At 55.1% G+C, this 26084-nt stretch carries 25 protein-coding genes; 20 read left to right on the top strand and 5 right to left on the bottom strand.

The window, feature by feature from the left end; translation table 11 throughout:
• Positions 1-111: 111 nt before the first annotated feature.
• Positions 112-453, top strand: a complete 342-nt coding sequence (locus FMM01_RS04430; protein WP_027827460.1) for a hypothetical protein — start codon at positions 112-114, stop codon at positions 451-453.
• A gap of 51 nt (positions 454-504) precedes the next feature.
• Here the strand turns inward: FMM01_RS04430 and FMM01_RS04425 are convergent, their stop codons facing one another.
• Positions 505-1392, bottom strand: a complete 888-nt coding sequence (locus FMM01_RS04425) for a DegV family protein (RefSeq protein ID WP_150391762.1) — start codon at positions 1390-1392, stop codon at positions 505-507.
• A gap of 146 nt (positions 1393-1538) precedes the next feature.
• On the opposite strand from FMM01_RS04425, the gene FMM01_RS04420 reads away from it, so the two are divergent.
• A complete protein-coding gene (locus tag FMM01_RS04420; RefSeq protein WP_063515268.1) occupies positions 1539-2141 on the top strand; it encodes a nitroreductase family protein in 603 nt (200 codons plus the stop codon).
• 74 nt (positions 2142-2215) lie between these two features.
• On the opposite strand, the gene FMM01_RS04415 is transcribed toward FMM01_RS04420, so the two are convergent.
• The gene (locus FMM01_RS04415; protein ID WP_150391761.1) at positions 2216-2608 is read right to left on the bottom strand and encodes a reverse transcriptase-like protein; all 393 of its coding nucleotides are present in this window, start codon (positions 2606-2608) and stop codon (positions 2216-2218) included.
• Between the two features lie 65 nt (positions 2609-2673).
• Between FMM01_RS04415 and FMM01_RS04410 the strand changes: the two genes are divergently transcribed.
• From FMM01_RS04410 to FMM01_RS04350, 13 genes are all read left to right on the top strand, one after another.
• Positions 2674-3105 (top strand): EbsA family protein, encoded by a 432-nt coding sequence (locus tag FMM01_RS04410; RefSeq protein ID WP_027827457.1) that lies wholly within the window; start codon positions 2674-2676, stop codon positions 3103-3105.
• Positions 3106-3132: 27 nt separating this feature from the next.
• On the top strand, positions 3133-4809 hold the full coding sequence (locus FMM01_RS04405; RefSeq protein ID WP_150391760.1) for a formate--tetrahydrofolate ligase: 1677 nt from the start codon (positions 3133-3135) through the stop codon (positions 4807-4809).
• The gene (gene lspA, locus FMM01_RS04400) at positions 4784-5269 is read left to right on the top strand and encodes a signal peptidase II (protein ID WP_146993714.1); all 486 of its coding nucleotides are present in this window, start codon (positions 4784-4786) and stop codon (positions 5267-5269) included. The genes FMM01_RS04405 and lspA overlap by 26 nt, the downstream gene beginning before the upstream one ends.
• Positions 5266-6186 carry an RluA family pseudouridine synthase gene (locus FMM01_RS04395; RefSeq protein WP_150391759.1) on the top strand — a complete coding sequence of 307 codons (921 nt, stop codon included), beginning with the start codon at positions 5266-5268 and terminating at the stop codon, positions 6184-6186. Before lspA ends, FMM01_RS04395 begins: the two co-directional genes overlap by 4 nt.
• A gap of 287 nt (positions 6187-6473) precedes the next feature.
• Positions 6474-8432 (top strand): ABC transporter ATP-binding protein, encoded by a 1959-nt coding sequence (locus tag FMM01_RS04390; RefSeq protein WP_150391758.1) that lies wholly within the window; start codon positions 6474-6476, stop codon positions 8430-8432.
• Positions 8425-9534, top strand: a complete 1110-nt coding sequence (locus tag FMM01_RS04385; protein ID WP_150391757.1) for a hypothetical protein — start codon at positions 8425-8427, stop codon at positions 9532-9534. The genes FMM01_RS04390 and FMM01_RS04385 overlap by 8 nt, the downstream gene beginning before the upstream one ends.
• Before the next feature lie 126 nt (positions 9535-9660).
• Positions 9661-9876, top strand: a complete 216-nt coding sequence (locus FMM01_RS04380; protein WP_150391756.1) for a hypothetical protein — start codon at positions 9661-9663, stop codon at positions 9874-9876.
• A gap of 95 nt (positions 9877-9971) precedes the next feature.
• Positions 9972-10547, top strand: coding sequence for a GDSL-type esterase/lipase family protein (locus FMM01_RS04375; protein ID WP_150391755.1), 576 nt, complete (start codon positions 9972-9974; stop codon positions 10545-10547).
• A gap of 231 nt (positions 10548-10778) precedes the next feature.
• Positions 10779-11282 carry a bifunctional pyr operon transcriptional regulator/uracil phosphoribosyltransferase PyrR gene (gene pyrR, locus FMM01_RS04370; protein ID WP_051225075.1) on the top strand — a complete coding sequence of 168 codons (504 nt, stop codon included), beginning with the start codon at positions 10779-10781 and terminating at the stop codon, positions 11280-11282.
• Between the two features lie 15 nt (positions 11283-11297).
• Positions 11298-12617, top strand: coding sequence for a uracil-xanthine permease family protein (locus FMM01_RS04365; RefSeq protein WP_027827447.1), 1320 nt, complete (start codon positions 11298-11300; stop codon positions 12615-12617).
• 5 nt (positions 12618-12622) lie between these two features.
• Positions 12623-13717 (top strand): carbamoyl phosphate synthase small subunit, encoded by a 1095-nt coding sequence (locus tag FMM01_RS04360; protein WP_027827446.1) that lies wholly within the window; start codon positions 12623-12625, stop codon positions 13715-13717.
• Positions 13710-16880, top strand: a complete 3171-nt coding sequence (locus FMM01_RS04355; RefSeq protein WP_150391754.1) for a carbamoyl phosphate synthase large subunit — start codon at positions 13710-13712, stop codon at positions 16878-16880. The genes FMM01_RS04360 and FMM01_RS04355 overlap by 8 nt, the downstream gene beginning before the upstream one ends.
• 139 nt (positions 16881-17019) lie before the next feature.
• Positions 17020-17337, top strand: a complete 318-nt coding sequence (locus tag FMM01_RS04350) for a hypothetical protein (RefSeq protein WP_150391753.1) — start codon at positions 17020-17022, stop codon at positions 17335-17337.
• 68 nt (positions 17338-17405) lie between these two features.
• Here FMM01_RS04350 and FMM01_RS04345 read toward each other — a convergent pair whose 3' ends face one another.
• Entirely contained in the window at positions 17406-19121 is a 1716-nt protein-coding gene (locus FMM01_RS04345; RefSeq protein WP_150391752.1) for an NFACT RNA binding domain-containing protein, read from the bottom strand.
• Between the two features lie 147 nt (positions 19122-19268).
• Here FMM01_RS04345 and FMM01_RS04340 point away from each other — a divergent pair, with 147 nt between their 5' ends.
• Positions 19269-19562 (top strand): hypothetical protein, encoded by a 294-nt coding sequence (locus tag FMM01_RS04340; protein ID WP_063515250.1) that lies wholly within the window; start codon positions 19269-19271, stop codon positions 19560-19562.
• A gap of 44 nt (positions 19563-19606) precedes the next feature.
• On the opposite strand, the gene FMM01_RS04335 is transcribed toward FMM01_RS04340, so the two are convergent.
• Both FMM01_RS04335 and FMM01_RS04330 read right to left on the bottom strand, forming a co-directional pair.
• Positions 19607-20335, bottom strand: coding sequence for a hypothetical protein (locus FMM01_RS04335; protein ID WP_150391751.1), 729 nt, complete (start codon positions 20333-20335; stop codon positions 19607-19609).
• Positions 20325-21110, bottom strand: coding sequence for an ABC transporter ATP-binding protein (locus FMM01_RS04330; RefSeq protein ID WP_223850041.1), 786 nt, complete (start codon positions 21108-21110; stop codon positions 20325-20327). Before FMM01_RS04330 ends, FMM01_RS04335 begins: the two co-directional genes overlap by 11 nt.
• A gap of 202 nt (positions 21111-21312) precedes the next feature.
• Between FMM01_RS04330 and FMM01_RS04325 the strand changes: the two genes are divergently transcribed.
• The 4 genes from FMM01_RS04325 to FMM01_RS04310 all read left to right on the top strand — a co-directional run bounded on the left by FMM01_RS04325 (position 21313) and on the right by FMM01_RS04310 (position 26078).
• Positions 21313-22869: a serine hydrolase domain-containing protein gene (locus FMM01_RS04325; protein WP_150391749.1), complete on the top strand. Its 1557-nt coding sequence runs from the start codon at positions 21313-21315 to the stop codon at positions 22867-22869.
• Between the two features lie 84 nt (positions 22870-22953).
• Complete coding sequence (locus FMM01_RS04320) at positions 22954-24255, top strand: alkaline phosphatase family protein (protein WP_035439611.1); 1302 nt, start codon at positions 22954-22956, stop codon at positions 24253-24255.
• Positions 24256-24282: 27 nt separating this feature from the next.
• Entirely contained in the window at positions 24283-25152 is an 870-nt protein-coding gene (locus FMM01_RS04315; RefSeq protein ID WP_027827439.1) for a DegV family protein, read from the top strand.
• 152 nt (positions 25153-25304) lie between these two features.
• A complete protein-coding gene (locus tag FMM01_RS04310) occupies positions 25305-26078 on the top strand; it encodes an ABC transporter ATP-binding protein (RefSeq protein ID WP_150391748.1) in 774 nt (257 codons plus the stop codon).
• Positions 26079-26084 lie beyond the last annotated feature (6 nt).

Below are 26084 nucleotides of genomic sequence, written 5' to 3'. Positions count from 1 at the left end.
TAAAACCAAAGACGCTGTACCGGCCGTTGTGGGGTCGGGCAGCGTCTTTTTATTTTTCTGAGCCGCTGGGGCGGCGAGGTGCGCTATAATCGAAGCATAGGAGTGATTACGATGGCAAAGAAGAAGCAACGCGAAGCGCGGCACCAGGCAATTGTGGATATGAACGACTTTTTATTCAATTACGCGCATAAAACATTGCCGGACGTACCTTTGGACCAATTGGCCGAAAAAGTGATCAGCGCGGCCAAGCCGGATTTGAAGGGGTTGGACGGGTTGTTCCATGATAACGGCATTGGCCGAGAGGATAATTTCTATGCGATCGGCCTCGGATTCGTCAAGGATTATTATGATCTGGGCGGCGAACAAGCCAAGCAGGAGACGGACAAACTGGCCGAAGAAGCGCTGGATTACCTCGGCGGGCACAGCAGCGACTTTGTACGTTGGGAACATTAAGCAGTGATGCAAAAAGCGCCTCGGCAATTAAATTTGCTGAGGCGTTTTGCATTATTGGGCGTACTTTGCTGCTAGGTCTTGATAATCCTGGGTCCAGATAATGGCCATGGTGCCTTTACCGGTATGCACCCCGATCACCGGGCCGATGATACTTTGATCAACTTGGACTTGCGGGAAGGAATCCTGCAGGTCCTTGACCCATTCAGCCTTCATCTTCGGCTCATCAGCATCGAAGACCGTGACCCGGACTGGATAGTCCACATTGGCGATCGCATCACCGAAGTCTTTTTTAATATGCTCAAAGGCCTTCTTTGCCTGACGCTCCTTGGCAATCGCCGTGATCTTACCAGCGCCCTGGATATCAATGGTCAAAATCGGCTTCACTTTCAGCAGCCCGCCGATTGTGGCCGAAACACCGCTCAAGCGGCCAGTCCGACGCAGATGGGCCAGATCATCCACCATGAACCGGACCCCCATCCGGTCACGCATCACTTCCAGCGCCTTTTCCACAGTATCCAAATCATTGCCCTGTTCCAGCATCGTCGCCGCCAGCAGATCCATGTAGCGCAGTCCGGCACAGGTGATGTGGGAATCGTAGGTCACCACTTTAATGGTGTTGAAGTGTTCTGCGAACGCGCGCAGATTGTCCACAAAGGACGAAATGCCGGAGGACAAGACGATACACAGCACGTTGTCGTACCCCTCGGCGGCTAATTTCTTGAAAGTCTCTTCCATTTCGCCCAACGCGGGGAACGAAGAAGTCGGCTGGACCGGATCGGATACCAGCCGGTCGTAAAAGTCAGTGAAAGAAATGTCGATCAGGTCGCGGTACGTGTTTTCTCCCCAATGAATCGTGACCGGGACGACGGTAATGTGATGCTTGGCCGCTTCCTCGGGGGTCAGGTAAGCAGTGGAATCAGTAACAATAGCTGTCTTCATAGATGTAAGCCCCTTAGTTTAGAATAATTGCAGTACATCATTGATTTTACCATGCTTGGCCAGAAAAACTGGCAAAAACCGGTTGACTTACTTTAAGTAAGCATGATAAAGTCTTGATAACGCTAAAAACAAGGTGGTAAACAATTTTGAATGATCAAGTTTTGACAACCCTGAAGAACCGTCGCTCCATCTATCAATTGGGCAAGAACGTCAGCCAGAAGCCGGCAGACATCGTTAAGCTGGCCGAGGATATTATTATGGATTCCCCGACTGCCTTCAACGGTCAAACGGTACGCGCCGTCTTCCTATTCGGCGCCAGCCACGACAAGCTCTGGGACATGACCGGCGCTCGGTTGAAGAGTGAAGTTCCGACTGAAGAGGCGTACCAGCGCACCCTCGACAAGATCAACGGCTTCAAGGCCGCTTTCGGGACGATCCTGTTCTTCCGCGATCAAGACATTGTCACCCAGGAAGAGAACGATTTTGTCCTCTACCGGGACAACTTCCACGATTGGGCCGAACAAGGCCAGGGTGGGGCGCAGCAAGCTATTTGGGCCGCTTTTGCGCAAAACAATATTGGCGCCAATTTGCAGCACTACAACCCGCTGATTGACGACCTGGTAGCCAAGGAATTCGATATTCCCAGCAACTGGGTTCTGCGGGCGCAAATGCCGTTCGGTTCCATTGAAGGTCAAGCTGGCGAGAAGGAATACTTGGCCCGGGAAGACCGGTTCAAGACGTTTGGTTAATTAATCGATTGATCACTCCCCACAAGAGTTGAAAAAAGGCCGGCACGTTTGTCATATTTGGCAGGCGTGTCGGCTTATTTTTTTCGTTGCCGCTGCAGCGCCTGCTGGGCCAGCGCATGGGCCTGATGGGTTTCTTTCTCCGGCACCCATTTGGGGAAAACTAATTGAAAGCGATCAGTGACCGCCAGCAGCGCGGTCAAATCATCCCCGTAACCATGACTGTACCGTTTCTGCATGGCGGTCACCACGGCTTTAGAATCCGTGGTAAACTGAATAATGTTGTCCGCCAGGCCCAAATCGTTAAGAATTTGGAAACCGGCCAGAGCCGCGGCGAACTCAGCGGCGTGGTTGTCCCGGGCACTGATCACTCGGCTGATTTGCTTGGTATCACTGTCTTTTTGCCACAAAATCCCCGCCCCGGCCAGACCGTCGGGGGCGAAGGCGCCATCGGTTTGTAACCGAATCATTGCAAAAGTCCTTCCTTGATAAGGTATACTGTATTACGTATCTTAACACGAAAGCAGGGATTGCTTTGCAGAGCAAGCACCGCAAGTTGTACTACCAGCCTGGTATTCCGGTGACCATCATTTACTGGTCCCTGACGATTGGGCTGATCCTCATCGGCTGTATCTGGGAAATGGAGTCGGCCAACTTCCATTGGTGGGCATTTGCCCTTTGGATCCCCGGAGTACTGCTGGCGATTTATGGCATTCTGGCCAACACGGTGACCCTGAGCGATGCAGCGGATGAACTGATTTTTCGCCGGATCTTTTGGCTCAAACCGCGGACCGTGCGGCTGGTCAATGTGGCGCGGGTCGAAACCACGAAGATTACTCGCACGGTGCAGTACAAACACCCGCGATATATGCGGCACGAGTTCATCTTTTTGAAAAAAGACCGGGCCCGTTTCGATGAGTGGACGCACGCGGTCCGCCGTATCAAGCGGCCGGACCAAGCAGAATAAGAAGTTTGCAGAAGGGAACGATGTTTAGTGAAAACTGATTTGGCGATTGCCCAAGAAAATGAAAAAAACGAGATCAAGCCAATTACAGACGTTGCCCAACAAGTCGGCCTGAGTACCGATGACATTGAAGTCTATGGCAAATACAAAGCAAAGCTGTCCTATGCAGCGATGAAGCGGCTGCAGCAGCAGAAACAAGGCAAGCTGGTTCTGGTGACCTCCATCAACCCGACCCCCGCTGGGGAAGGGAAGTCCACCGTCACCATCGGCCTGGGCGATGCGCTGAACCAGATCGGCAAGAAGACGACGATTGCCCTGCGGGAACCAAGCCTGGGACCGGTCATGGGGATCAAAGGCGGCGCCACTGGCGGCGGTTATGCCCAAGTCGTGCCGATGGAAGACATCAATCTGCATTTCACCGGCGACATGCATGCGCTGACGACGGCCAACGACACCTTGGCTGCGCTGATCGACAATCACTTGCAGCAGGGTAATGAATTGAACATCGATCCCCGTCGGATTCAGTGGAAGCGGGCGCTGGACATCAACGATCGGGCGCTGCGCAATGTGGTCATCGGCCTAGGCGGCCATGCCAACGGCATTCCCCGGGAAGACGGCTTCGATATCACCGTCGCCTCCGAGTTGATGGCTGTGCTGTGTTTAGCGGATTCTTTGGCGGACTTGAAGCAGCGGATCGCGGCCATCGTGATCGGTTATACGTATGACCGCAAACCAGTTACAGTGGCTGACTTGGGCGTTCAGGGCGCCATTGCGATGCTCTTGAAGGACGCCATCAAGCCTAACCTGGTGCAATCTTTGGCCCACACCCCGACATTCGTCCACGGCGGGCCGTTCGCCAACATCGCCCATGGGGCCAACAGTGTGCTGGCCACCCGGGCGGCGTTGGGTACCGGCGACATCGCCATCACGGAAGCCGGCTTCGGTGCAGACTTGGGCGGGGAGAAATTCATGGATATCACCGCCCCGGCCATTGGCCATTTGCCCGATGCCGTCGTGATCGTCGCCACTGTCCGCGCTTTGAAGTATAACGGCGGGGTCAAACTGGCTGATTTAAAGACCCCGGATGTGACTTCGTTAAAGTTAGGTTATGTTAACCTGCAAAAACACATCCGCAATATGCAGCGCTATGGCCGACCGGTGACGGTGGCCATCAACGTTTTCACCCAAGACAGCCAGGAAGAGATCCAGACCCTGCAGCAGCTTTGTGCCGCTGATGGCGTCCAAGCCTTCCCGACCACCGTCTGGGCCGACGGCGGGGCCGGGGCCAAGGCGTTAGCGCAGCATGTGGCTGAATTGGTGGACGAAAAGACAGAATTTCTGCCGTTATACGCCAATACCGATGACGTGGAAAGCAAACTGACGACCATCGCCCAGACCATTTACGGGGCGAAAGACGTGGAGTACAGCGTCGCGGCGAAGCGCGATCTGCGCCAGATCAAGCGCAACGGCTGGGAAGCTCTCCCAATTTGTGTCGCCAAGACACAATATTCGCTGTCCGACAACGCGAAGGTGTTGGGCGCCCCCACTGGCTTTACCCTGCATGTCCGTAATTTGGTGCCGAAACTCGGCGCGGGCTTCATCGTGGCGATGACAGGCGACATTTTGACCATGCCGGGTTTACCGAAACATCCGGCCGCACTGGATATGGATGTGGATGATAATGGCAAGATCACAGGTCTTTTCTAAACTCTGGTGGCTGTATAGCCTCTTAGTCGTGGTACTGGTCGTCATTGGCGATCAATTGTTAAAAAGGTGGATCGTCGCTAACGTGCCGCTGAATACCGCTAAACCGGTGATTCCCGGGGTGTTCTCCCTCGCCCACGTGCGCAATGACGGCGCGGCTTGGAGTATCCTTTCTGGCCGGCAGCCGTTTCTGATCGGGATTACCGTCATTGCCCTGGTGGTGCTCGGTTATTTACTGTTCCACTACCGGTACTCAGCCTTTCTTACCATCGGCATTAGTCTGATGATCGCGGGGGCAGTGGGGAACTTCATTGACCGGCTGCGTCAGGGCTATGTTGTGGACATGTTCCAACTCGACTTCATCAACTTCCCGGTGGCTAACGTCGCCGACATTGCCATGACCGTCGGGGTAGCGCTGCTGTTCATCTATCTGCTGTTCCTAGATAAGGGGAGAAATTCATGACTGCACCAATTGACTGGACCGTGACCGCTGCCGGGGCGCAAGCCCGGATCGATAAAGCACTGGCGACGGCCTTGGCCGATCAGGACATCACCCGGTCCCAGATTCAGAAATGGATCAAAGAGGGCCGCGTGACCGCCGCCGGCCAGCCGGTGAATGCCAAGGCAAAACTGGCCGAGGGCACCGTGGTGACCGTCACGCCGTCTGCGCCAGCACCCATTGCAGCGGAACCCGAGGACATTCCGTTGGACATTGTCTACGAAGACCACGATGTGATTGTCGTGAATAAGCCCCAGGGAATGGTCGTTCATCCCGCGCCCGGGCACCATCATGGCACGCTGGTCAACGCCTTGCTGGCCCACGGTCAGCTAGCCACGATCAATGGCGCCATTCGGCCGGGCATCGTGCATCGGATCGACAAAGATACATCGGGCCTGCTCATGGTGGCCAAAAACGACAAGGCCCAGCAAAGCCTGACGGCACAGTTGAAGGCGCACAAGAACGCGCGCAAGTATTTGGCCATCGTCCATGGTGTGATCCATGAAGACCAGGGTACGATTGACGCGCCCATCGCCCGCAACCCGAAAGACCGCAAAAAAATGGCGGTAGTCGTCGACGGCCGGGAAGCCGTGACGCATTTCAAAGTGCTGCGGCGATTCCGCCACTACACTTTCATTCAGGCGGTGCTGGAAACCGGCCGAACCCACCAGATCCGGGTACACATGGCTTATATTGGCCACCCCGTGGCCGGAGACCCGTTATACGGGCCGGCCAAGACGCTGCCAGGGGCGGGTCAATTTCTCCACGCCGCCACGCTGAGCTTGACCCAGCCGACGACGGGGGAAGAAATGACGTTTTCGGCTGAGCCGCCGGAGAACTTTCGAGAGATGTTAAAATGGCTAGCGGAAAACGACGATTAAATAACGGGAAACGGTTGCATTTTCCTCCACACCGAGGTATAGTTTGCTTGTTAGGTAATGCACGAGACTATGGGTGTGTGGGGACTTAATTTGTGGAGAGAGTCTGGACAAACTGTCCAGGCTCTTTTTTTCGGCCTGATGCGCACTGAATCACCACGGTCAAAGGCAAGTGCAAATGCTAACACATCAGACCACTGAGCCGATATAATTTCGGTGATGAGCGAAATGAGAACAATAGGACATTGAGCAAACGCATGGCCCAGCCGTAGTTGGTAGGAGGCGCCGACATGATTCAATTGGAATTGACTAAGTTGTGGCGGCAGAATAAGATGCTGCCTGGTGTGCTCTTTCTACTCCTAGTGATGATCGAGTCACTCGAAGCGTCCTTGTATTTTCAACAACGCAGTATTGATACCAACATTGAAGCAGGCCAAATAGCGATGGCCAACATGAAGGCCAGCGTAGGCAGACATTCGCCAGATAATTATTGGTCGCCCGCTGATAAAGCTTATTTGGAAACAATCGAAAAGCAAATCACAAATCTAAAACATCGTAACGGCAATCAAGCCGGTGCAGATGCCTGGACGAGTTTTACGCGGTCATCTCCTTGGTTGTCTTATTCAGGCGACGGAATCATCGACGGCTTGCACGCTGGCGAAGTCGAAGCCACACGCCAAGAGTTGCTTTACATGCACCGCCTTCATATTGCGTCCATGCTTCCAGTAACCTTGCGGACCAATCCGCAAACTGCGATCACCAATGACATTCCGACAAGCGAAATTGATCTCTATCACGCCCTTGTCGATCGCTACTATGAACGCGGCTGGTGGCAAATCTGGTTTTGGGCTACCGCTGGCGGCATATTAATCTCGCTAGCCATCATCAATCTATTTTTCGGGGACATCCTAGCCAGCGAGTGGGATGGATCGACGGACCGTACCCGCTGGCTGCGGCTGCAAAACGAAACCCATACTAAACTGATCCTCACCAAGTTCGCCATCCATTTTGGGCTCTCCTGCTTATTGCTAGGCTTAGCACTAGGGTTGTTCCTGCTCTACGCTTGGCTGCGCGCGGGTTTGGGTGATCTGCGCTACCCAGTACAAACTTGGGCATTGGGTAAAAGAGTGGTCTCTACTTATCACTGGATGACTGCGACCGCTGAGGCCAACTACTTTCACCCGCTGCACATCGTTTTTATCCCTTTGGCCCGTTACCTTGGACAGTTGGGCGTTTTCTGGGTGAGTCTGCTGTTCTTGAATAGTACCGTAACACTCTTGGTGAACCGCATCTTGCACATTCGGCTGCTGGCACTGCTAACGATGGTGATCGTCCCGTTACTGGGACTCGTCTTGCCAACCAGTATCTACAACCCCTTCACATATCTGAAGGGGGATTGGGTCATTACCAACTATCTCGGATATCTGCTGAATCAGCGTGCACCGGTATTTCCCTGGGTCGTCGGGATCATGATTGCCGCAGGCGCCGTGTGTCTCGGGTTGACTTTAGTGCGGTTGCCGCACAGAGGGGTGTTCATTTTGACTGACTCGATTTTTCAAATTCAGAATCTCAGCTTTGCGTATCACCGCCAAGTGATTTACGATCAGGCCAACCTGACATTAACTGATCCGGGGGTCTACGGACTGATTGGGCCCAACGGTAGCGGGAAGAGTACCTTATTTAATTTGATCACGCGGTTGTTACGTCCGGCCAAGGGCACAATCTCGTTAGATGGCACAGTACTCACGCCCGCCCGGGTCTTCGCCAGCGTGGCTTATGCTCAAGACAGCAGTGTGCTCTATCCTTACCTCACCGGCCGCGATCATTTGCGTTTTGTAGCGAAGCAGCATGGCGTGGCGCGGGAACGAATCAACCTGCTGAGCGACGAACTCGAAGTAACGGACTTCATTGATCGGCGCGTCGCCCGGTTGTCTTTAGGGCAAAAGCAGCGGCTGCTGATTGCGCTGGCGCTGTTGCCGGAATCGCGGCTGCTATTGATGGATGAACCGCTGAATGGACTGGATCCGGACAGCGTGATCATCATTCGGGATCTGCTGGAGGTATTCAAAACCAGCGATCAAATCGTCATTGTATCGTCCCATAATTTGGACGAACTGGATAAAGTTACAGATCGCTTGATTTTCAAAGTTGATCACGGTCTCTCGCTGGAAACCGTCGCCGAGGGGGCCGAAGTCCGGTATGCCGAGCTCTATCGCCACCCGCGAAAGAAGTTGGTGCACCATGCGTAATTTACTGTTCTTTTCCTGGCTGCGCATCCGCCGGCGCTTATTCTGGCTCATGATCCTGGGCACGGCGCTGCTCATCAGCAGTGCTTTTTTCGGCATCACCAAATGGCAATTGCAGGAAGAGAACACGACTGTTGTGCGTCAGTTGGACCGCGGCAGTGACAGTTTGGGCATGGCACTGTATAATGTGCCGCCCAAACCGGCGAAAGTCCCGCCGAATCAACTATTGTATTGGCAGATCATTGAGGCCAAGAAAGTATTATTGGTCGCGATGCACCGCGCCAGCCAGGCCAAAACGGCGGGAGATGAGCACGCTTTTTTGCGCCAACATATCGCGCTGTTGCAAGCCGCACAGAAGCTTAACCACTATCAGCCCGGTGTCGCCGCGGCATATATGTCATTGGATGCCCCGACCATCGCCAAAGAGCTGAAGCAGGACAAATTCCTCCAATCCACTGGCCAAACGCTAATTGCCTCAACGTATTCCTTGGCGCCGCGGGCGCTCATCACGCGCCTATGGCAATTATTGCTTTGCCCGCCGATCTTAATTTTCCTGCTGGTCGGTCTGAACTGGCTTTGGCGGGACGACTTTGATACCAATGCCCATCAGTTCCTGTTAATCCATGTCCGTCACCGCCGCCAAGTGGTCAGCGAAAACATTGTCAGTACGGTGGCAGCGACCGGCGTCTTTGGCCTGGTCGGTACGGCGGTATTATGGATGCTCGGGGCGCTGTTTGGCCGTAACGAGGCCATTCGCTGGCTGTACCCCCTCAGTCCCCAGGTCTCTCTAGGCCAGCAAGCAATCAGCGCCACTTTGTTTACACTGCCGGTGATTGTCTGTTTGGCCGCGATCGTACAAGGCAGCACATTGCTGCTGCATCATCTCAGCACCCGAATTGCGGTGCTGGTCATCGTCGCGGCGGGCGGCACATTTCTGCCATTAGCCCCGCACTGGAATCCGTTTAATCAGCTGGGGCAAACCCTGCTCGCCTGGCAAACACCAGTCAATAACTGGACTGCTGGAATACTGCTTGGCATGGCCATTGTTCTCATGATGCTGGTAAGTATCCTCCTCAATCACCGCAATAACCGATTGGCGGATTGACGTCTACAAAAACTCGTATGATCCGATAATCACCATTTTCATTTGCCCTCGCATGTGCTTTTAGCTCAGTCGCCGTACAAATTATTGCATCCAATTTGTCAACATTACATGATGGAGGTGTGCCAAATGACCAAAACAACGAAACTGATCGTATGCGGGGTAATTGATGTCATCACAATTATCCTGTTGCTGTTTATTCCGAGTCTCATTTCCCTTTGGCTGGCCTTTAGCCAGCTTTCCCATGCGGCTGACCTTGGCGCGTTAGTGGTCTTGGTACTAACAATTGTTGGTACCGATACTGGTCTTTTGATTTTGCGCCGCGATATCATTAAACTATTGTAATGAGTTGTTTTTCTTACCCAAAGAAGGCGCGCGACATGAATCATTCTGGGCATAGGCTAAATTGATTCTCGATTTGATTGAGGGGGAGTGGGAAATTGCGCCTATTACTGACTGGTGACAGCATCATCGCCCGCAAAGAAGGACTGGCTGAACCGCGGCTCAACGCCACGCTAAAATCAATGCACCCTGGCTGGCAAATCGAAAACACCGCTGTCTCTGGCATCAATTCTGAAGCACTGTTAGTGCAGCTGCCTCAATTGGTTCTCCAACCGCCGGCAGCCGATGCCGTCGTCATTCTAGTTGGTACCAATGACCTGGCCCGAAATAAGCAGGTCCCGTTGGCCCGCTACCGGCAAAATCTTGCCGGCATTGCGGCGAGAGTGACCAAGCAATACGCTCCGAAGCGGGTCATTTTCATTTCGCCGCCGGCGGTGGATGAGACCAAGCAGCACATGCGGGACAACCGGTTGATCAAAGCGTATGCGCAGGGCATGGCCGCCACAGCAGCGGCATATCAGTGCCGTTATGTTGATTTGCGGTCCGCCATGATGCAAACCGGTCAATTATCCGAATTATGCCGGGGCAGCTTAAACGACGGCCTGCATTTTGGTCAACCTGGCTACGACGTGCTGGCTCATTTAATTTCTGAGACTGTCACTCAGCTGGCTTAACATTTTTCGCTCCCGTTCACGCCGTCAAAGCATTGACATCCATCTCCCCGTTACGTATGCTGTATCTAGCATTCCTTTAAGGACTGGTCCTGTGAGGCTAGGAAGGTAACTCGGCATTGGCCCCTTATTCTCACGCGGAATAGGGGGCTTTTCTCATCTAAAGGAAGCCAAAAAACTTGGAAGAGGGCATTTATTGTGGCAGAGAATAAAGAAATCGTTGATGCGCAGGCCATGACCCGGGCATTGACCCGGATCACGTACGAAATTATCGAACAGAACCATGGGGTGGACGACCTGGTGCTGGTGGGGATCAAGACCCGCGGGATCTATTTGGCCCAACGGATTGCTTCCCGCTTGAAGCAGCTGGAACACGTCGACGTCCCGGTGGGCGATCTGGACATCACCAATTACCGGGATGACCGGGGCCGCCGCACGGGTCAGGATCCGGATGTGACGGCCACAGAAGTCGGCTTCCCAATCAATGGCCAAAACGTCATTCTGGTGGACGATGTGCTGTATACCGGCCGGACGATCCGGGCGGCGCTGGATGCCTTGATGGATCTGGGCCGGCCGAAGAAAATCGGCTTGGCTGTCTTAGTGGATCGCGGCCACCGGGAACTGCCGATTCGGGCGGACTTCGTGGGCAAAAACATTCCCACGTCACTGAACGAACGGATCCAGGTGCGGGTGAAAGAAATCGACGGCAGCGATGGCGTGGCCATCATCCAAGACTAGCGGAGGACACGACTGATGGCAGAGAAAGAAACCTACCATAACGACGATGTCGTCCTCGACATCCATGACAAGCCGCCTTTTGGTCACTGGGTCGGGCTGTCCATTCAGCATTTATTCGCCATGTTCGGTTCCACTGTGCTGGTGCCGATCCTGGTCGGGTTAGACCCTGGTATCGCGCTTTTTTCTTCAGGTGTGGGCACGCTGCTCCACATCATGATCACCAAACGCCGGATTCCGGCGTACATGGGCTCATCGTTTGCCTTCATCGTGCCGATGGTGGCACTAATGAAGACGGCCGGGTATCCGGCGATCGCCCAAGGTACGGTGGCCGTCGGTCTGGTATACTTAGTCGTAGCAACCATCGTGTATTTTATGGGGTCGGGCTGGATCGATAAGGCCTTGCCGCCGATCGTGGTGGGGCCGATCGTCATGGCGATTGGGCTGTCCTTAGCGGCCACCGCCGCCTCTGATGCCACGATGAACGGGAAGCAGTATGACTGGCGCTTCTTCGCCGTCGGTATGCTCACGGCCCTGATCACCGTCGCCTTCAACATGTACCTGAAGGGCTTTGCCAACCAAATCGCCATCCTGCTGGGCATCATCGCTGGGTATCTGATTGCGGTGGCCTTTGGCATCGTTGATTTCTCCGGCGTGATCAATGCGCCCTGGCTGCGGCTGCCGAATTTTGAGATCCCGTTCATCCAGTACCAGCCCAGTTGGCATATTGATGCCGTTTTGAGTATGGCACCGATTGCCTTTGTCACGATGACCGAGCACATGGGCCATATCATGGTGCTGAACGGCCTGACTCATCGGAATTTCTTCAAGGATCCCGGCTTGCACCGCACCTTGACCGGGGATGGGGTGGCCTCCATCGCCGCTGGTCTGCTGGGCGGCCCGCCGGTTACCAGTTACGGTGAAAACATCGGTGTCATGGCGATCACCCGGGTACACAGTGTCTATGTCCTGATCGGTGCCGGGATGTTTGCCATTCTGTTCAGTTTCATCGGCAAACTGGCTGCCTTAATTGAAAGTATTCCGTCTCCGGTCATCGGCGGGATCTCGTTCCTGCTCTTCGGCGTCATCGCCTCCAGCGGCTTGCGGGTTCTGATCGATAACCACGTGGACTTTGATAAGAAACGCAACCTGATGATTGCGTCCCTGGTCCTGGTTATCGGGATCGGTAATGCCCATCTGCAGCTGACCACCAGCAACGGGATCCTGGATTTCTCCGGGATCGCTATTGCCACAGTCTTGGGTATTTTATTGAATTTAATTCTGCCGGCGGAAGCCCGGAGTGAAAGGGCCATGGCGGAACAGAAAAAAGAAAGGTAATGCTTATGAAGCGGTATCTCATCCTGGAAGACGGCTCGTTTTTCCCGGGGATCGGTTTTGGTGCGCCGGTGATCACCACCGGCGAAATGGTCCTGAATTCCGGTAACGGGGATTACACAGCAACCATCACCGACGCGGCCAACTTCGGCCAGATTATTGCATTCACCGACCCGATTATTGGCAATGTGGGCATTAATCAGGAAGACATTCAAAGCCTCTTGCCGAAGATTCGCGGGGTGGTGGCGCGCAACATCACGGATGTACCGCGCTCCCGCCATTCCCAGTTCAACTTAGCCGATTATTTGAAGCTGTATAAGATTCCCGGGATCACGGGAGTCGATACGGCGGCTTTGAGCCGGATTTTGTTAGCCAAAGGCCCGTTGAAGGCCAGTTTCATGGATACCGCGGATGAACATGCCTTTGATCAGATTCGGGCCCTGGTGCTGCCCCATGATCAAGTGAAGCAGGTTTCCACTAAGCAGCCTTACGCCAGTCCCAACGTCGGCCAAAATATTTTGGTCGTGGATCTGGGGGTACGGCATGCGCTGCTGCGCGAACTGTCGCGGCGGGACTGCAACTTGACCATCGTCCCGTATAACACGACGGCGAAGGAAATTTTGGCTTTTGCCCCGGATGCGGTGGTGTTCACCAGCGGCCCGGGGAATCCGAATGATGCCTTGCTGGTGGCGGAAAACATTAAAGAACTCCAGGGCCATGTGCCGATTCTGGGCATTGGTCTGGGGGCCGAACTGATTGGTTTGGCCAATGACGCCACGATCGGACTGACCGCAGCCAATCATCGGGGCGGCCCGTTCCCGGTCCGGGAAGTGGCCACCGGGCGGATCTGGCAGACAATGCAGAACCATACCTATGGCATCGATCGGGCTAGTGTTGCCGATACGCCGCTGATCGTGACCCACGAAGATATCCGGGATCACAGTGTCGCCGGAATCCGCCATCGCCAGTATCCGGTGAGCGGGGTGCTCTTCTATCCTGAGGCTGATCCGGAACCGACGGATGCCACGCAGTTGATTGATGAATTCATGGAAATGGTGGCGGCGGCGCGCCACCATGGGGAAGGGGTGATCGACGATGCCTAAAGTCTTAGTGCTGGGTTCTGGGCCTAATGTATTAGGTCAAGGCGCCGAGTTTGACAAAGCCGGGGCGGCCGCGCTGGGGGCGCTGCACGACGTCGGTTACGAGACCATCGTGATCAACTCCAATCCGGCGACGGTGATGACGGATACCCACAGTGCCGACCGGGTGTATGTCGAACCGGTGACCCGGCAGTTTGTCAGCCAGATCATCCGTCAGGAAATGCCCGATGCGATTCTCGCTACGTTCGGCGGCCAAACGGCCCTGAACCTGGTCATGGAACTGGCCAACGACGGCCTGCTCAGCGAACTGCATATCAAGATGCTGGGCACGCCGCTCAATGCCATCGAACAAACGGAAGACCGGGAGCTGTTCTACAACCTCCTGCGCAACTTGCAGGAACCTGTCCCCCAGGCCACGGTGGTAGAAGATCCCCAAGACGCGGTTCAGTTTGTGCAGCGGGTCGGCTGGCCGGTCATTGTTCGGCCGGCTTATACTCTGGGCGGCACTGGCGGCGGCATTGCCCACAGCGACAAGGCGTTAGCGGCGTTTGTGCAAAATGGGATCACCCTGTCGCCGACGGGGCAGGTCGCAGTGGAACGCTCCATTGACGGCTACCGGGAGATCGAAATCGAATTAGTTCGGGACCATGCCGACAACACGGCGGTGGTCGCGGTCTTGGAGAATATCGATCCCGTTGGTATCCATACCGGCGACTCCATTGTCGTCACGCCGGCCCAGACGCTGAGCCACACGGAGCTGACCCGATTAAGGGAAGCAGCGATCAAAATCATCCGGGCGCTGGAAATCGAAGGCGTCTGCGATGTGCAGTTTGCCGTGGACCCGAACAGCGATGCCTATTACGTCATTGAGGTCAACCCGCGGCTGGGCCGCAGCGCCGTTTTAGCGGAAACCGCCACCGGCTATCCGGTGGCCCGGGTCACCGCCATGCTGGCGATCGGCCAGAGTTTGGCGGATATTCCGCTGAGCCCCGCAGGCGCAACCGCGCCAACGACCGCCGCCAGCGAACCGGTGCTGGATTATCTGGTCACCAAGCTGCCCCGCTGGTCTTATCAAAGTGTGGGCGCTGATCGCCGCATCGGCACTCAGATGAAGGCCAGCGGCGAAGTCGTCGCTTTCGGCCGCAGTTTGGAAGAAAGTATTCTCAAAGCGATGCGCAGTCTGACCTGGGATACGGATGACGAGTATTTGAACCGGGTCCGCCATTTTGACGACGATACCCTGGCCAGTCACCTGATTCACCCCGAAGACGATCGGCTCTTTGCAATGCTGGAGGCGATGCAGCGGGGGTATTCCGTCAGTGAAGTGGCGGAATTGACCAAAATTCATCCCTATTTCTTGGAACGCCTGCATCACATCGTGGCCATGCTGAAAACCGTCGCGGACCAGGCTGGTGATACCGACACGCTCATGGCGGCCAAGCGACTGGGCTTATCGGACCGGCGCATCGGCGAGTTATGGCAATTGCCGGCGGAACAGGTCCGGGCCCTGCGCCTGGAAGCCAAGATCGTCCCGCACTACAGTGTGTCGGGGACCAACGACGGCAATAATTTTGGTCCAGCAAAACTGTTCTTCAGTACTTACGGCGAAGCCGGTCAGCAGACCCCGATGCAAAAGGACGCAGTCCTCGTGATCGGCTCCGGCGCTTACCAGACCCGCCAAGGCCAGGAATTCGACTATGGTACCGTCCACGCTTTGAATGCCATTCACCGCAGCGGGTATGCCGCGATCCTGGTGAATTGCAATGCCCAAGCGGTCTCCACGGACCGGGACCACAGTGATCGGCTTTATTTTGAACCCTTAACGATTGAAGATATTCTCAATGTCGTGGACGCGGAAAAGCCGGTGGGGGTGCTTACCCAATTCGGCGGCAGTACCGCTGCCCGCTTCCAAACGGCACTCAGTCAAGCTGGCGTCAAACTGTTTGACAGCCCGTTGACCGAACTGCCTAAGCAGTCGCTGAAAGAGCCGCTGAAGCTGCGCGGCCGGATCCCCACGGATCCGGCGCACGTTACGGCGCAAGCGGCCCAGATCGGCTATCCGCTGTGGGTCAGTCCGTCGAAGCGGCACTTTGCCGCCCACGCCCACTTCATCACCAGTGCAGAAATGCTGGCCCAGTTTTTGACCAGTGCCCATTTAGCCGATGATCAAGTCATTCGCTTGCAGCCGTATACGGATGGGGCGACGTACGAAGTTTTTGGTTTGAAAGACGATACTGACGCTTATGTCGCTGGTATTGTGGAGCACCTGTGGGCGCAAAACGCCAACGTCGACCACATGCTGTCGGTCTTTCCCACCAATCACCTGTCCGCCGCCCAGCGAACAGCGCTGGCCCAAGTGGCAACAACTGACCTGGGCCAGCTGAATGCCCGGGGTGTGGTGCAGCTGACGTATATCTGGCAGCGGGATCATTTCCGGCGGCTCTACGTCCAGACCATTGGCGGCGGCTCCCTGCCGTTCTTTGCCAAAGCCAGCGGGATCCCGCTGGTGGAGCTGGCCACGCGCATCTTCCTGGGCAACACCTTGAAGGAATTGCCATTACCGGAAATCACCCAGAAAAAGCGCCAAACCGTTTACGTCTGGGCGCCGGTATTCTCCGTGGCCAAACTGACCCAGCAGGCTGACGACTTGAATGTCACCACTTACCACACCGGGGAGGTCATGGGGAAGGCCGGCACCTTTGCCAAGGCTTACTACAAGACCTTGGCGGCGGGGAATAACCCATTCCCCAACCACGGCAACATTCTCTTCACCGTGGCCGACAGCGACAAGAGTCAGGCGCTGAAGCTGGCCCGGCGCTTCCGGGCGATCGGCTATCAGATCCAGGCCACACCGCACACGGCGAATTATTTCCAGGCCCACCATTTGCCGATCCAGCGGATTCAAAATAAGCACGCCGTCGCCCTGAGCATGGCCCCGCAGCATAATGCGGACGGCCCGCAGGCAATCGTGTACACCAACGACCCGATGGACGCGGCGTCGATCCGCGACACCGTCTTGATTCGCAATGTGACGCTGGTTCAGGGCATCCCGTTATTTACTGAACTGGATACCCTGGGGGCGCTGCTGAATGTGCTGGAATCCCAGCGTTTTGCCACGGTGCCCCAAGGTGCTGAGCCGGAAGCGGACGATGAGGATGACGAATAGCACTGTTTTTAAGCAGTCCTCCGGGGCTGCTTTTTTGCCGGCGTTAGGAATGTGGTAAGAAAGGGCTGGCATACTTGACGGCACTGCGCATCCTCCGCTATGGTCATGAGTAAGAACACGCGGAAGGGTGGGGCGGACAATGTTTCCTAGTTACTTGTCAGTTTTCTTCTTTGGTCTGACGGCGTTTTGTCTCTGGCGGGATCGGCGGGTCCGGCAGTATCTCTTTTCGACCGCCATGGCGGCGCTGACGCTGGGCTATACGGTGCTGCAATGGTATGCACTGTTTGCAGCGTTGGATAATGGGCTGGTCGTGGCGAATCAAAATTGGATCACGTACCTTGACTTGGCAGAAATCGTGGTCAGCGTCCTGTTGCTGGTCTATGTGTTGGTGCGGGCCGCAAAAATCGAACTGCCTAACGAGTTGGACGAACCCGCACGGAAAAAGAAGGTCCCATGAGGCATAAAAAAAGCCTTATCCGACGATGGTCATCGCTGATGATCACGGTGGATAAGGCTTTTTTCATTCTAAACAGTTTCCGGCTTCTTTCGCCGCGCCAGCACATCACTTTCCTTCGGTGTGACGTACAGCGTTTGCTGGCCTTCATAAATCACGAAACCCGGTTTAGCACCGTTGGGCTTATGGATTTTTTTCACCTCAACGGTATCCACCGGCACGTTGGCGGACCCGCGGGCCTTGGAATAATAAGCCGCGATTTCAGCCGCTTCCGTCAAGGTCTGATTGCTGGGGTCGGCTGAGCGGACGATCACGTGGGAGCCCGGGATGTTCTTCACGTGCAGCCAGTGATCGGTCTTCGCCGCCTTGTGCAGCGTCAGCTGATCATTCTGCAAATTATTTTTTCCCACTAGGATTTGCGTGCCGTCACTGGCGTAGAACTTCTCCGGTTTGCCCAGCGGCGTGCGCTTGGCCTTTTTCCGCCCGCGGATCTTCTTCTCCCGTAAGTAGCCCTGCTGGGTCAGCTCCGTCTTGATGTCGCCGAGGTCGCCTGGATCGGCTAATTGGATCTCGCTCAAGATGTTCTCCAAATAGTCGATTTCTTCCTTGGCCAGCTTGATTTGGGTATTCAAGAACTGGACAGCGTTCTTCAGCTTCTGGTACCGGGTGAAATACTTCTGGGCATTGCGGGACGGGGTGAGCTGATTCGATAAACTGATCTTCAGCGGGGCGTTATCCGCATAGAAGTTGGGCAGGGTGATTTCTGTCATCCCGCGTTTCACCTCATGCAGATAGGTCGTCAGCACTTCGCCTTTTACCCGATACGTATCGGCCTTTTCGGTCGCCGCCAATTCCTTTTCTTGTTTGCCCAGCTTGGTCTTTTCCTTGTTCAGCGTGTTGTTCACCACCCGCAGCAAGTCGCTGGCCATGCCGTGCACCCGATCGCGCTGGGCTTTATCCCGATAATAATCATCCAGCAGGGCGGACAGGGACGCGGCCTGCGCCACCGGTTTGGTGGTTAAGGAGTAGGCGAAGGGGGTGAAAATGGTTTTGCCCTGGTCCGTTTCCGCGATGGTCGGCATCGGCTGATCATTGGTGATTGGGGCAAAGAAATTGGACCAGATAAAGTCCCACTGATTGGCGGGTTTGTCCTTTAAACGCGCGACTAATTCACTTGCTGTGTCTGCGCCCAGACCTTGAAACGTGCTTTGCAGGGTCTTACGGTCCAGATCCCGCGTCAGCCCGCTGAGGTCCGCCTGCGCGGCCAGCGGGTCCCGCCGATCTTCGTGGGGCGGAGCGACATAAGTGGCACCGGGCATGAGCAGCCGATATCGGTTCTGCTCCGGTGACACATGGCGGATCAAATCAAGGATCTTACCGCCGTCTTTTTCCACCAGCATGATGTTCGAGTGCCGACCCATCAGCTCCACGATGAGCAATAATTCTTGGGTGTCACCCAGCTCGTTACGGGAACGGAAGTGGATATGCACCTGCCGGTCGCTTTCAACCTGACTGATGCCTGTCACCACGCCGCCATCCAGATATTTGCGCAGGGTCATGGCAAACTTTGTCGGGACATCGGGATTGACGTAGGGAATATCGGTCACTTGAATCCGCGCATAGGTCGGGTGCGCCGACAGCAGCAGCGGATGATTCTTCCGATTCGCCCGAATCGTCAGGACGATTTCGTTGTCATAGGGTTGTTGAATCTTGGTAATTTTGCCAGGGACAATGGTCCGATTGAGTTCGTTGACCATTCCCCGGGTGAAGATGCCGTCAAAGGACATGGTTCACCTGCTTTCTATTCGTTCAGTGAAGCGTCGTCAACTTACTATTATATAGGTGCAATCAGACTGCTACAAGGTGTGGTATGCGGTATAATAACCGTGACGAGTTGGTATTGGTTATTAATGAACTGGAAGAGGTGGCTGTGCATGTCAATCAATCCTGAAACCATGCAAGAAATTGCAGTGTTCAATTTTGTCGCCGTATTTTTCATATTGCTCAATCTAATCTCGTTTTGGGCACCAATTGTCCGGCGCGTCATGCGCGGGCCCGTTTGGTGGGTTGCTCTGGTTGCGTTTTTACTGTACTGGATCGTTATTGGCGTGCGGGCGTATCTCAATCCGGTACCCTGGGGACTGGTCGTTGTCGTTGGTATGGGCGTAGCAGCGTCCATGACATTGCTACAAATGCGCATCCGCGTTCGACCCAGAGAAGAAAAGTAATAACGTGTTATTTCAGGAATGGACAGCTGGCTGCCCATTCTTTTTTATGCCATTTTCCGCCGTTGCTGCCACGCATAAGAAACCCCCGCCATCACGCCGGCATACAACAACTGAATGCCCGCCCACAACAGCGCTTGCCCGTTGCTCAGGGACGCAAACTGATTCAGCACCGTCAGCGCCTCGCCGGTCGGCGGCAGCAGCCAGCTCACCCAGTGCCACCACGCATAGTCCGCCGCCAGGGTAGGGGTAATATAGCCGCAGATCAGCACCAGAATCGTCAACAGGACGGCAAAATACCGATTCGCCACCACGTGCCGATTGAAGAAATTACCAATGGCCATTCCGGGCATTGAAATGGTCCACATGAGCAGAAAAGCGGTCAGAAAATGCAGGCCGGTCAAGTGTTCAAAGAAAAATGGGGTGCCCGGAGCGAGCCAGCGGACCAGCGGGAAAATAATGCCTATTAGGCTGAACAGGCCCGCCACCAGCGCAAAGAAGAGCCATTTGACCCAATAGGTCGTCCACCAGGAGCGGGCTTGGACCACGGCAATACTCAGGGCGGTGTCGCTGATAATGCTGTTCACGGCGTAAGCCACCCAGGTCATCAAAAGTACCAGGACCAGCGCATTGGCCCCGATGGCCGAAGCAAAGTACTGGGGGGCGATGGCATAATTCGTGGTTAGGAAAATAAACCACAACAGCAAGGGCAGGATCAGATAAATACTATGTAAGTACCGATGCACGTAGAACAGCAGCATGCCTTTAATTTTCATGGTGCACCTCCTGGATCGTGTAACCGCGCTGAATCAGCGTCGCCAGCACTTGGTCATGGTTGGCGGCGGGCACCCGCAGCTGATCCGGCGCCCAATCCGCTGGCAGGGGTTGTGCTTGGTCGGTTGGGGCGAACCGAATCACGTAGGTGGGCTGAGTAGTCGGCCCATTTTCTGGTCGTAATTGGCCCTCCGCCAACCGGTACACTGTGGTACCCAGCTGCTGAATCACCGCGGGTTCGTGGGCGATCACCACCAGGGCGCCGCCGGCTTGGCGGAACCGCTGCAAATAGGTGATGATCTTCGGCCGGGCATCTTTGTCGATCCCGGACAACGGTTCATCCATCAGAATCAGCCCGGGGTTGCCCAGCAGCGCTTGAATCACCGCTGCCTTTTGGCGATTCCCCTTGGACAAATTGCGCAAGGGGGTCGCTAAATAGGGGGTCAAAGCAAACTCTGCCGCCAGCGCGGTGATTTGGGTCTGCCGGTCCGCGGCGGGCAGGCCGCCAATCTGACCGCACTCGGTCAGAAAAGTCCGGGTCTGCAAGGCTTCTCGGGACAAGCTATCCGGACACCATTGCCAGAGCAGATCTGGCGCAAACGTTACCGTCCCGCTGCGCGGCCGCAGCAACCCGGCAATGATCCGCAGCAGCGTGGATTTGCCCGAGCCGTTGGCCCCGGTGAGCATCACGGCCTCGCCGGCCTGGACGGTAAAAGACACATCCTGCAACAGCGGCTGGCGGTTGAATTGGTGGGCAATATGGGAAACAGTCAGCACAGTAGTCAATCACATCAGCTTCTTTCGCGGTGCTTGTGTCTTTGATGATACCTGTTTTCACGCCGCAGTTGAACTATTTTTCTAACCCAACTCACGCTTTGTTTCAGCCTGTCATCGGTTTGTAACCAATCTTGAACACTTTTGACGTGCACAAACGGTCGCAAATGCGGTAGGATAATGCCCGTGAGGAGATTACAAACTGATGATGAAAAAGAAAACGATGCGCGTTATGACACTGTCACTCCTGGCCTTGCTGGCGATTGCCCCAATAGCGGGCCAAAACCGGCCCGTCCACGCGGCGACCACCACGACAGCGGCAGGGACGATCACGCCGCTGCCGGCCAATGATGTCATTGGGATCAACAAACCCGCTATTTTATACACCGGCTTTGGCGCCGCTAAGCAGAGTACCGGCCGCACGCTGGCCGTGGGGACGTCCTGGAAGACTTGGAACAAGGCCGAAGCAGCCGGTACCACGTGGTATGAAGTGGCCAATAACCAATGGGTGGATGGGGCCGATGTGGGTGCCCTGCCGCAAACGAGTACGCAATCTTTCAAAGGCACCGTTCAACTTAAAAATAACGAACCCCTGTGGATCGGTTTGCAGGGCAGTTACGCTGGCCGCTGGCTGAATCAAGGGTCGCGCTGGCAGGCATTTTCCATCGCCACCACCAGCGATGGCCAGCACTGGTACAACTTGGGCGGCAACCAGTGGGTGAACGCCAAGGCCGTTGCAGTGGACCAGAGCTACGCCCAGCAAAATGGAACGGCCAGTGTGGATCTGTTAAACCAGAGTGCCAATGATCAGCTGTATAATCGGTTAATGAGCGAGCAGTTCAATGGGACTTTACTGCTGGTGCGCAACGGACAGGTGATTTTCCACGGCGCCTATGGTATGGCTGATGCAGCCGCTACCCGGGCGAATACCGTGCAATCCCTATACCAGATCGCCTCAGTGGAGAAGTCCTTGACTGGAGTGCTGATCGCCCAAGCGGTTGGTGCCGGTCAGCTCAGTTACACGGATAACATCAATCAATACTTGCCTGACGTCCCCGCTTCATACAACATTACGATCCGTGATCTGTTGGATATGCGGTCCGGACTGACCATGACTGACGATGTGCCGACTGATGTTTTGACCGACGCTCAGGTTGTACAGCGGGCAATTTCACTCATGCAATACGATCCCAGCCAGCATGGCGTCTCCAATTACCAGGGGGTAAACTATTGGCTGCTGACGGGTATCTTGGAACAGGTCACCGGCCAAAGCTACGAGCAGCTGGTCCAAGACCGGCTCTTCAAGCCGCTGGGTCTTGGAGCCGACCAAGCAGGCTTTGCTTGGGATATGGCCAACCAGCCCAACCACACCGTCAGCTACGTCACCGAAACCGGCTATGACCGCACGGATGACGAGACCTTGGCCGACATGCACAGCGAACTGGGCACCGGCAACATTTATATGACCTCTTTCGCCCTGTATAAGCTGGAACAAGCCATCACCCAGGGCAAGATCATCAGCCAGCAAGCCTTATCCGACCTGTGGACGGCGACCGACGGCACTTACCGCGGCGGCCTGTACAATGACGCTGATCATTATTATTCCCATGGGGTCAAAGCCTCCCAGGAGACTATTTTCTTAATGAGCCGGGACGGCAACACCGCGGTGGTCTATATCGACAACCGGGACTTCGACATTGATAATGCCGCCAGCCGGGGCGAATGGTATTGGCAGTTCGTCAACAACGCCGGTTTGCGTTAAACCAGAATGTCTATTGAGCGCCGGTCATCATGCATGACCGGCGCTCTTTTAACATATGCTATAATATCCTCCGAGGTGATTTTCGTGGGGAATCGTAAACAAAAACTGGTCGTGGTGTCCCTGGATGCGATGGGTGCTGATGATCTTAAGCCCGAGGCGTTACAAGATCTGCCCAATTTGCGGGCACTGATTGCGAGCGGGACGCATGTGCAAAATGTCCGAGGCATTTACCCGACATTGACCTATCCGTCCCATACCAGCATCATTACCGGCATGTATCCGCGCACGCACGGCATCGTGAATAATACTAAGATCCAGCCAGAGCGGCTGTCGCCGGACTGGTATTGGTACCGCAAGGACGTCCACGCCACACCGCTGTATCAGCTGGCCCATGAAGCGGGGATGACGACGGCGGCCTTTTTGTGGCCCGTCACAGCCCGCAGCGGGATCGACTACAATATCGCCGAGATTTTCCCTAATCGAATCTGGACCAACCAGGTGCTGATTTCCCTCTGGGCCAGTTCGCCGCTGTTTATCCTGCGGTTGAATGCAAAATATGGGAAGTTGCGGGACGGCATTCACCAACCCCAGCTGGATGACTTCGTCACCGCCTCCGCGGTGGACACCATCGTCCGCAAGCAGCCGGATCTGACTATGATCCACCTGGTGGACATGGACTCCCAACGCCACGCCCATGGGGTATTGTCCCGGGAAGCCCTGGCTGCCCGCAAGCGGCTGGATACGCGACTGGGTCGGATCATTCAGGCGACCAAGGACACTCACACCTACGCCAACACCACTTTTGCTGTTCTTGGCGATCATTACCAGATCGATGTGCATACGATGATCCGGCTTAACGCGCTGTTCCGGGCTAAGGGCTGGCAGCGGGCGACGCCGGAGGGCATGATTGCCAAGGACTGGCGGGTTTTGGCTAAGTCGGCAGACGGGTCCACCTACGTTTATGTCCGCGACCGCAATGCCCAGCTGGACAAAGAGATTGCCGACTTGATTGCACCGGTCCCGGGCATTGAGCACGTCTATTCTGCCGGGGCTGCTGCCGATTTTGGGGCCGATCCCGGCTGCGCTTTTCTCGTCGAAGCCAAACGCGGCTTCTACTTCATTGACGACGCCAACGGCGCGATCACTGAAGACGTGGACCCCAACGACATCGGCCAGCCGGAGCGCTACCGGGCTGTTCATGGCTATTCGCCGTTCAAGGACGATTACGCCACGACCCTGATCCTTAACGGTCCCGGCATCAAGTCCGGCTTCACGATTCCCAGCGCCAAGCTGGTGGATGAAGGCCCCACTTTTGCCCACGTTTTGGGGCTGCGTTATCCCTATCCCACGGATGGGGACGCATTGCTAGACGCGTTTGATAAGTAATGAGTGATTAGAAAGGCAGGGTACCGGATGCGCATCGCCATCGTAACCGATAGTACCGCATATTTAACTGATGAAGAGGTGGCGCGCTACCATATCTCAGTCGTTCCTATTCCCGTCATTTTGGATGGACAAGTGTACGACGAAGGTGTGACGATTGATTCGCCCACTTTCTATGCTAAAATGCGGACCAGTCAGTCTTTCCCCAGCACGTCCCAACCGCCGCTGGGCGAAGTGACTAAACTGTATGAAAACTTAGCCAATGAAGGCTATGACACGATTCTTTCCATTCATTTGGCCAGTACGATCTCTGGCTTCTATAACACCTTGGTCGGTCTGGCGCCGACGCTCACTAATGTCCGGCTGGTGCCTTACGATTCCCACATCACGGTCAAGCTGATGGGCTACCTGGTCATCGCCGCCGCCCGCTTAGCCGCCGCGGGCAAGTCTCTGGACGAGATTTTGGCCAGCTTGGACAAGCTGCGCGCGACTATGGATGAAGTTTTCATCGTCAACGACCTGCAAAATCTGGTCCGTGGCGGCCGGCTGTCCAACGCCTCGGCCTTCATCGGCGGGATGCTGAAGATCAAGCCGCTGCTGACGTTCAATGATGAGGATAAGATCGTCGCCTTTGAAAAAGTCCGCTCGATCAAAAAGGCTTATAAGCGAGCCGAAACGATCTTCAGCGAACGCATCGCCGATGTGGACTATCCCGTCCGCTGTCTGGTGATCCACGCCAACGACCCGGAAGAGGGCAAACGCTGGTTGGCGGATCTGGAGCCGCGCTTCCCTAGGGTCGCCTTCGAGCTGAATGAATTCGGGCCGGTGATCGGCACCCACTTGGGTGAAAAGGCCATTGCCATCGCCTGGATGGCAGATGTTTTGAAAGTCACCAACTAACATTTTTGTAAGATAACCATACCAACCGCCAATGCCGCATCCCACCGGCACTGGCGGTTTATTCATTCTCTGCGATATACAATAATTGTTCATTTTTCTTTAATTTTCCCACGCGGTATGCTATCCTGCCGATAGAAAGCGGGTGTGTCAGCATGGCAGCAATTATTGAATTATCTGATGTTTATAAATCCTATGAAGTAACCCCAATTCTCACTGGCCTGTCGTTCTCCGTCGACCCCGGGACGATCGTCGGCTATATTGGTCCCAACGGTGCCGGCAAGAGTACCACGGTGAAGATGATATTAGGTCTGACTAAAGTAGACCGGGGGACGATTTCCGTTTTTGGCCAAGAGATCCATCCCGGGGACACCGACTATAAGAAACGCATCGGGTATGTGCCAGAAAGCGCCGATGTTTTTGACGTGCTCACAGCTAAAGAGTACCTCGGTTTTGTTGGTCAACTGTACGGTATGCCCCAGGCCGACGCGGAAGCGAAGGCCAGTGAATTATTGACGATCGTCGGGATGAAGAGTTCTATTGATGCCCGGATCAGCGGCTTTTCCAAGGGGATGCGCCAAATGGTCTTGATCATCGCCAGTCTGCTGCATAATCCGGACTTGTTATTCTGGGATGAACCGTTGAATGGCCTGGATGCCAATTCAGTCTTGATCATTGAAGAAGTCCTTCAACGATTGCGGGATTCAGGGAAGACCATTTTCTATTCTTCCCATATTCTGGATGTGGTGCAGAAAGTGTCCGATCGGATTCTATTGCTGAACGATGGCAAGGTCATCGCCAACGGGACCTTCGCTGAATTGAACGCCGAAAAGGACCAGACCTTGCAGGAACTGTTCAATGAACTCACCGGCTTCTCCGAACACGGACAGAAGGCGGCGGACTTCGTGAACGTCATTGAAGCGGAGTGACGGACA

Source organism: Schleiferilactobacillus harbinensis (assembly GCF_008694105.1).
Taxonomy (GTDB): Bacteria; Bacillota; Bacilli; order Lactobacillales; family Lactobacillaceae; genus Schleiferilactobacillus; species Schleiferilactobacillus harbinensis.
Note: the sequence above shows the minus strand (reverse complement) of the source record. Positions and strands in the feature narration are given on the sequence as shown.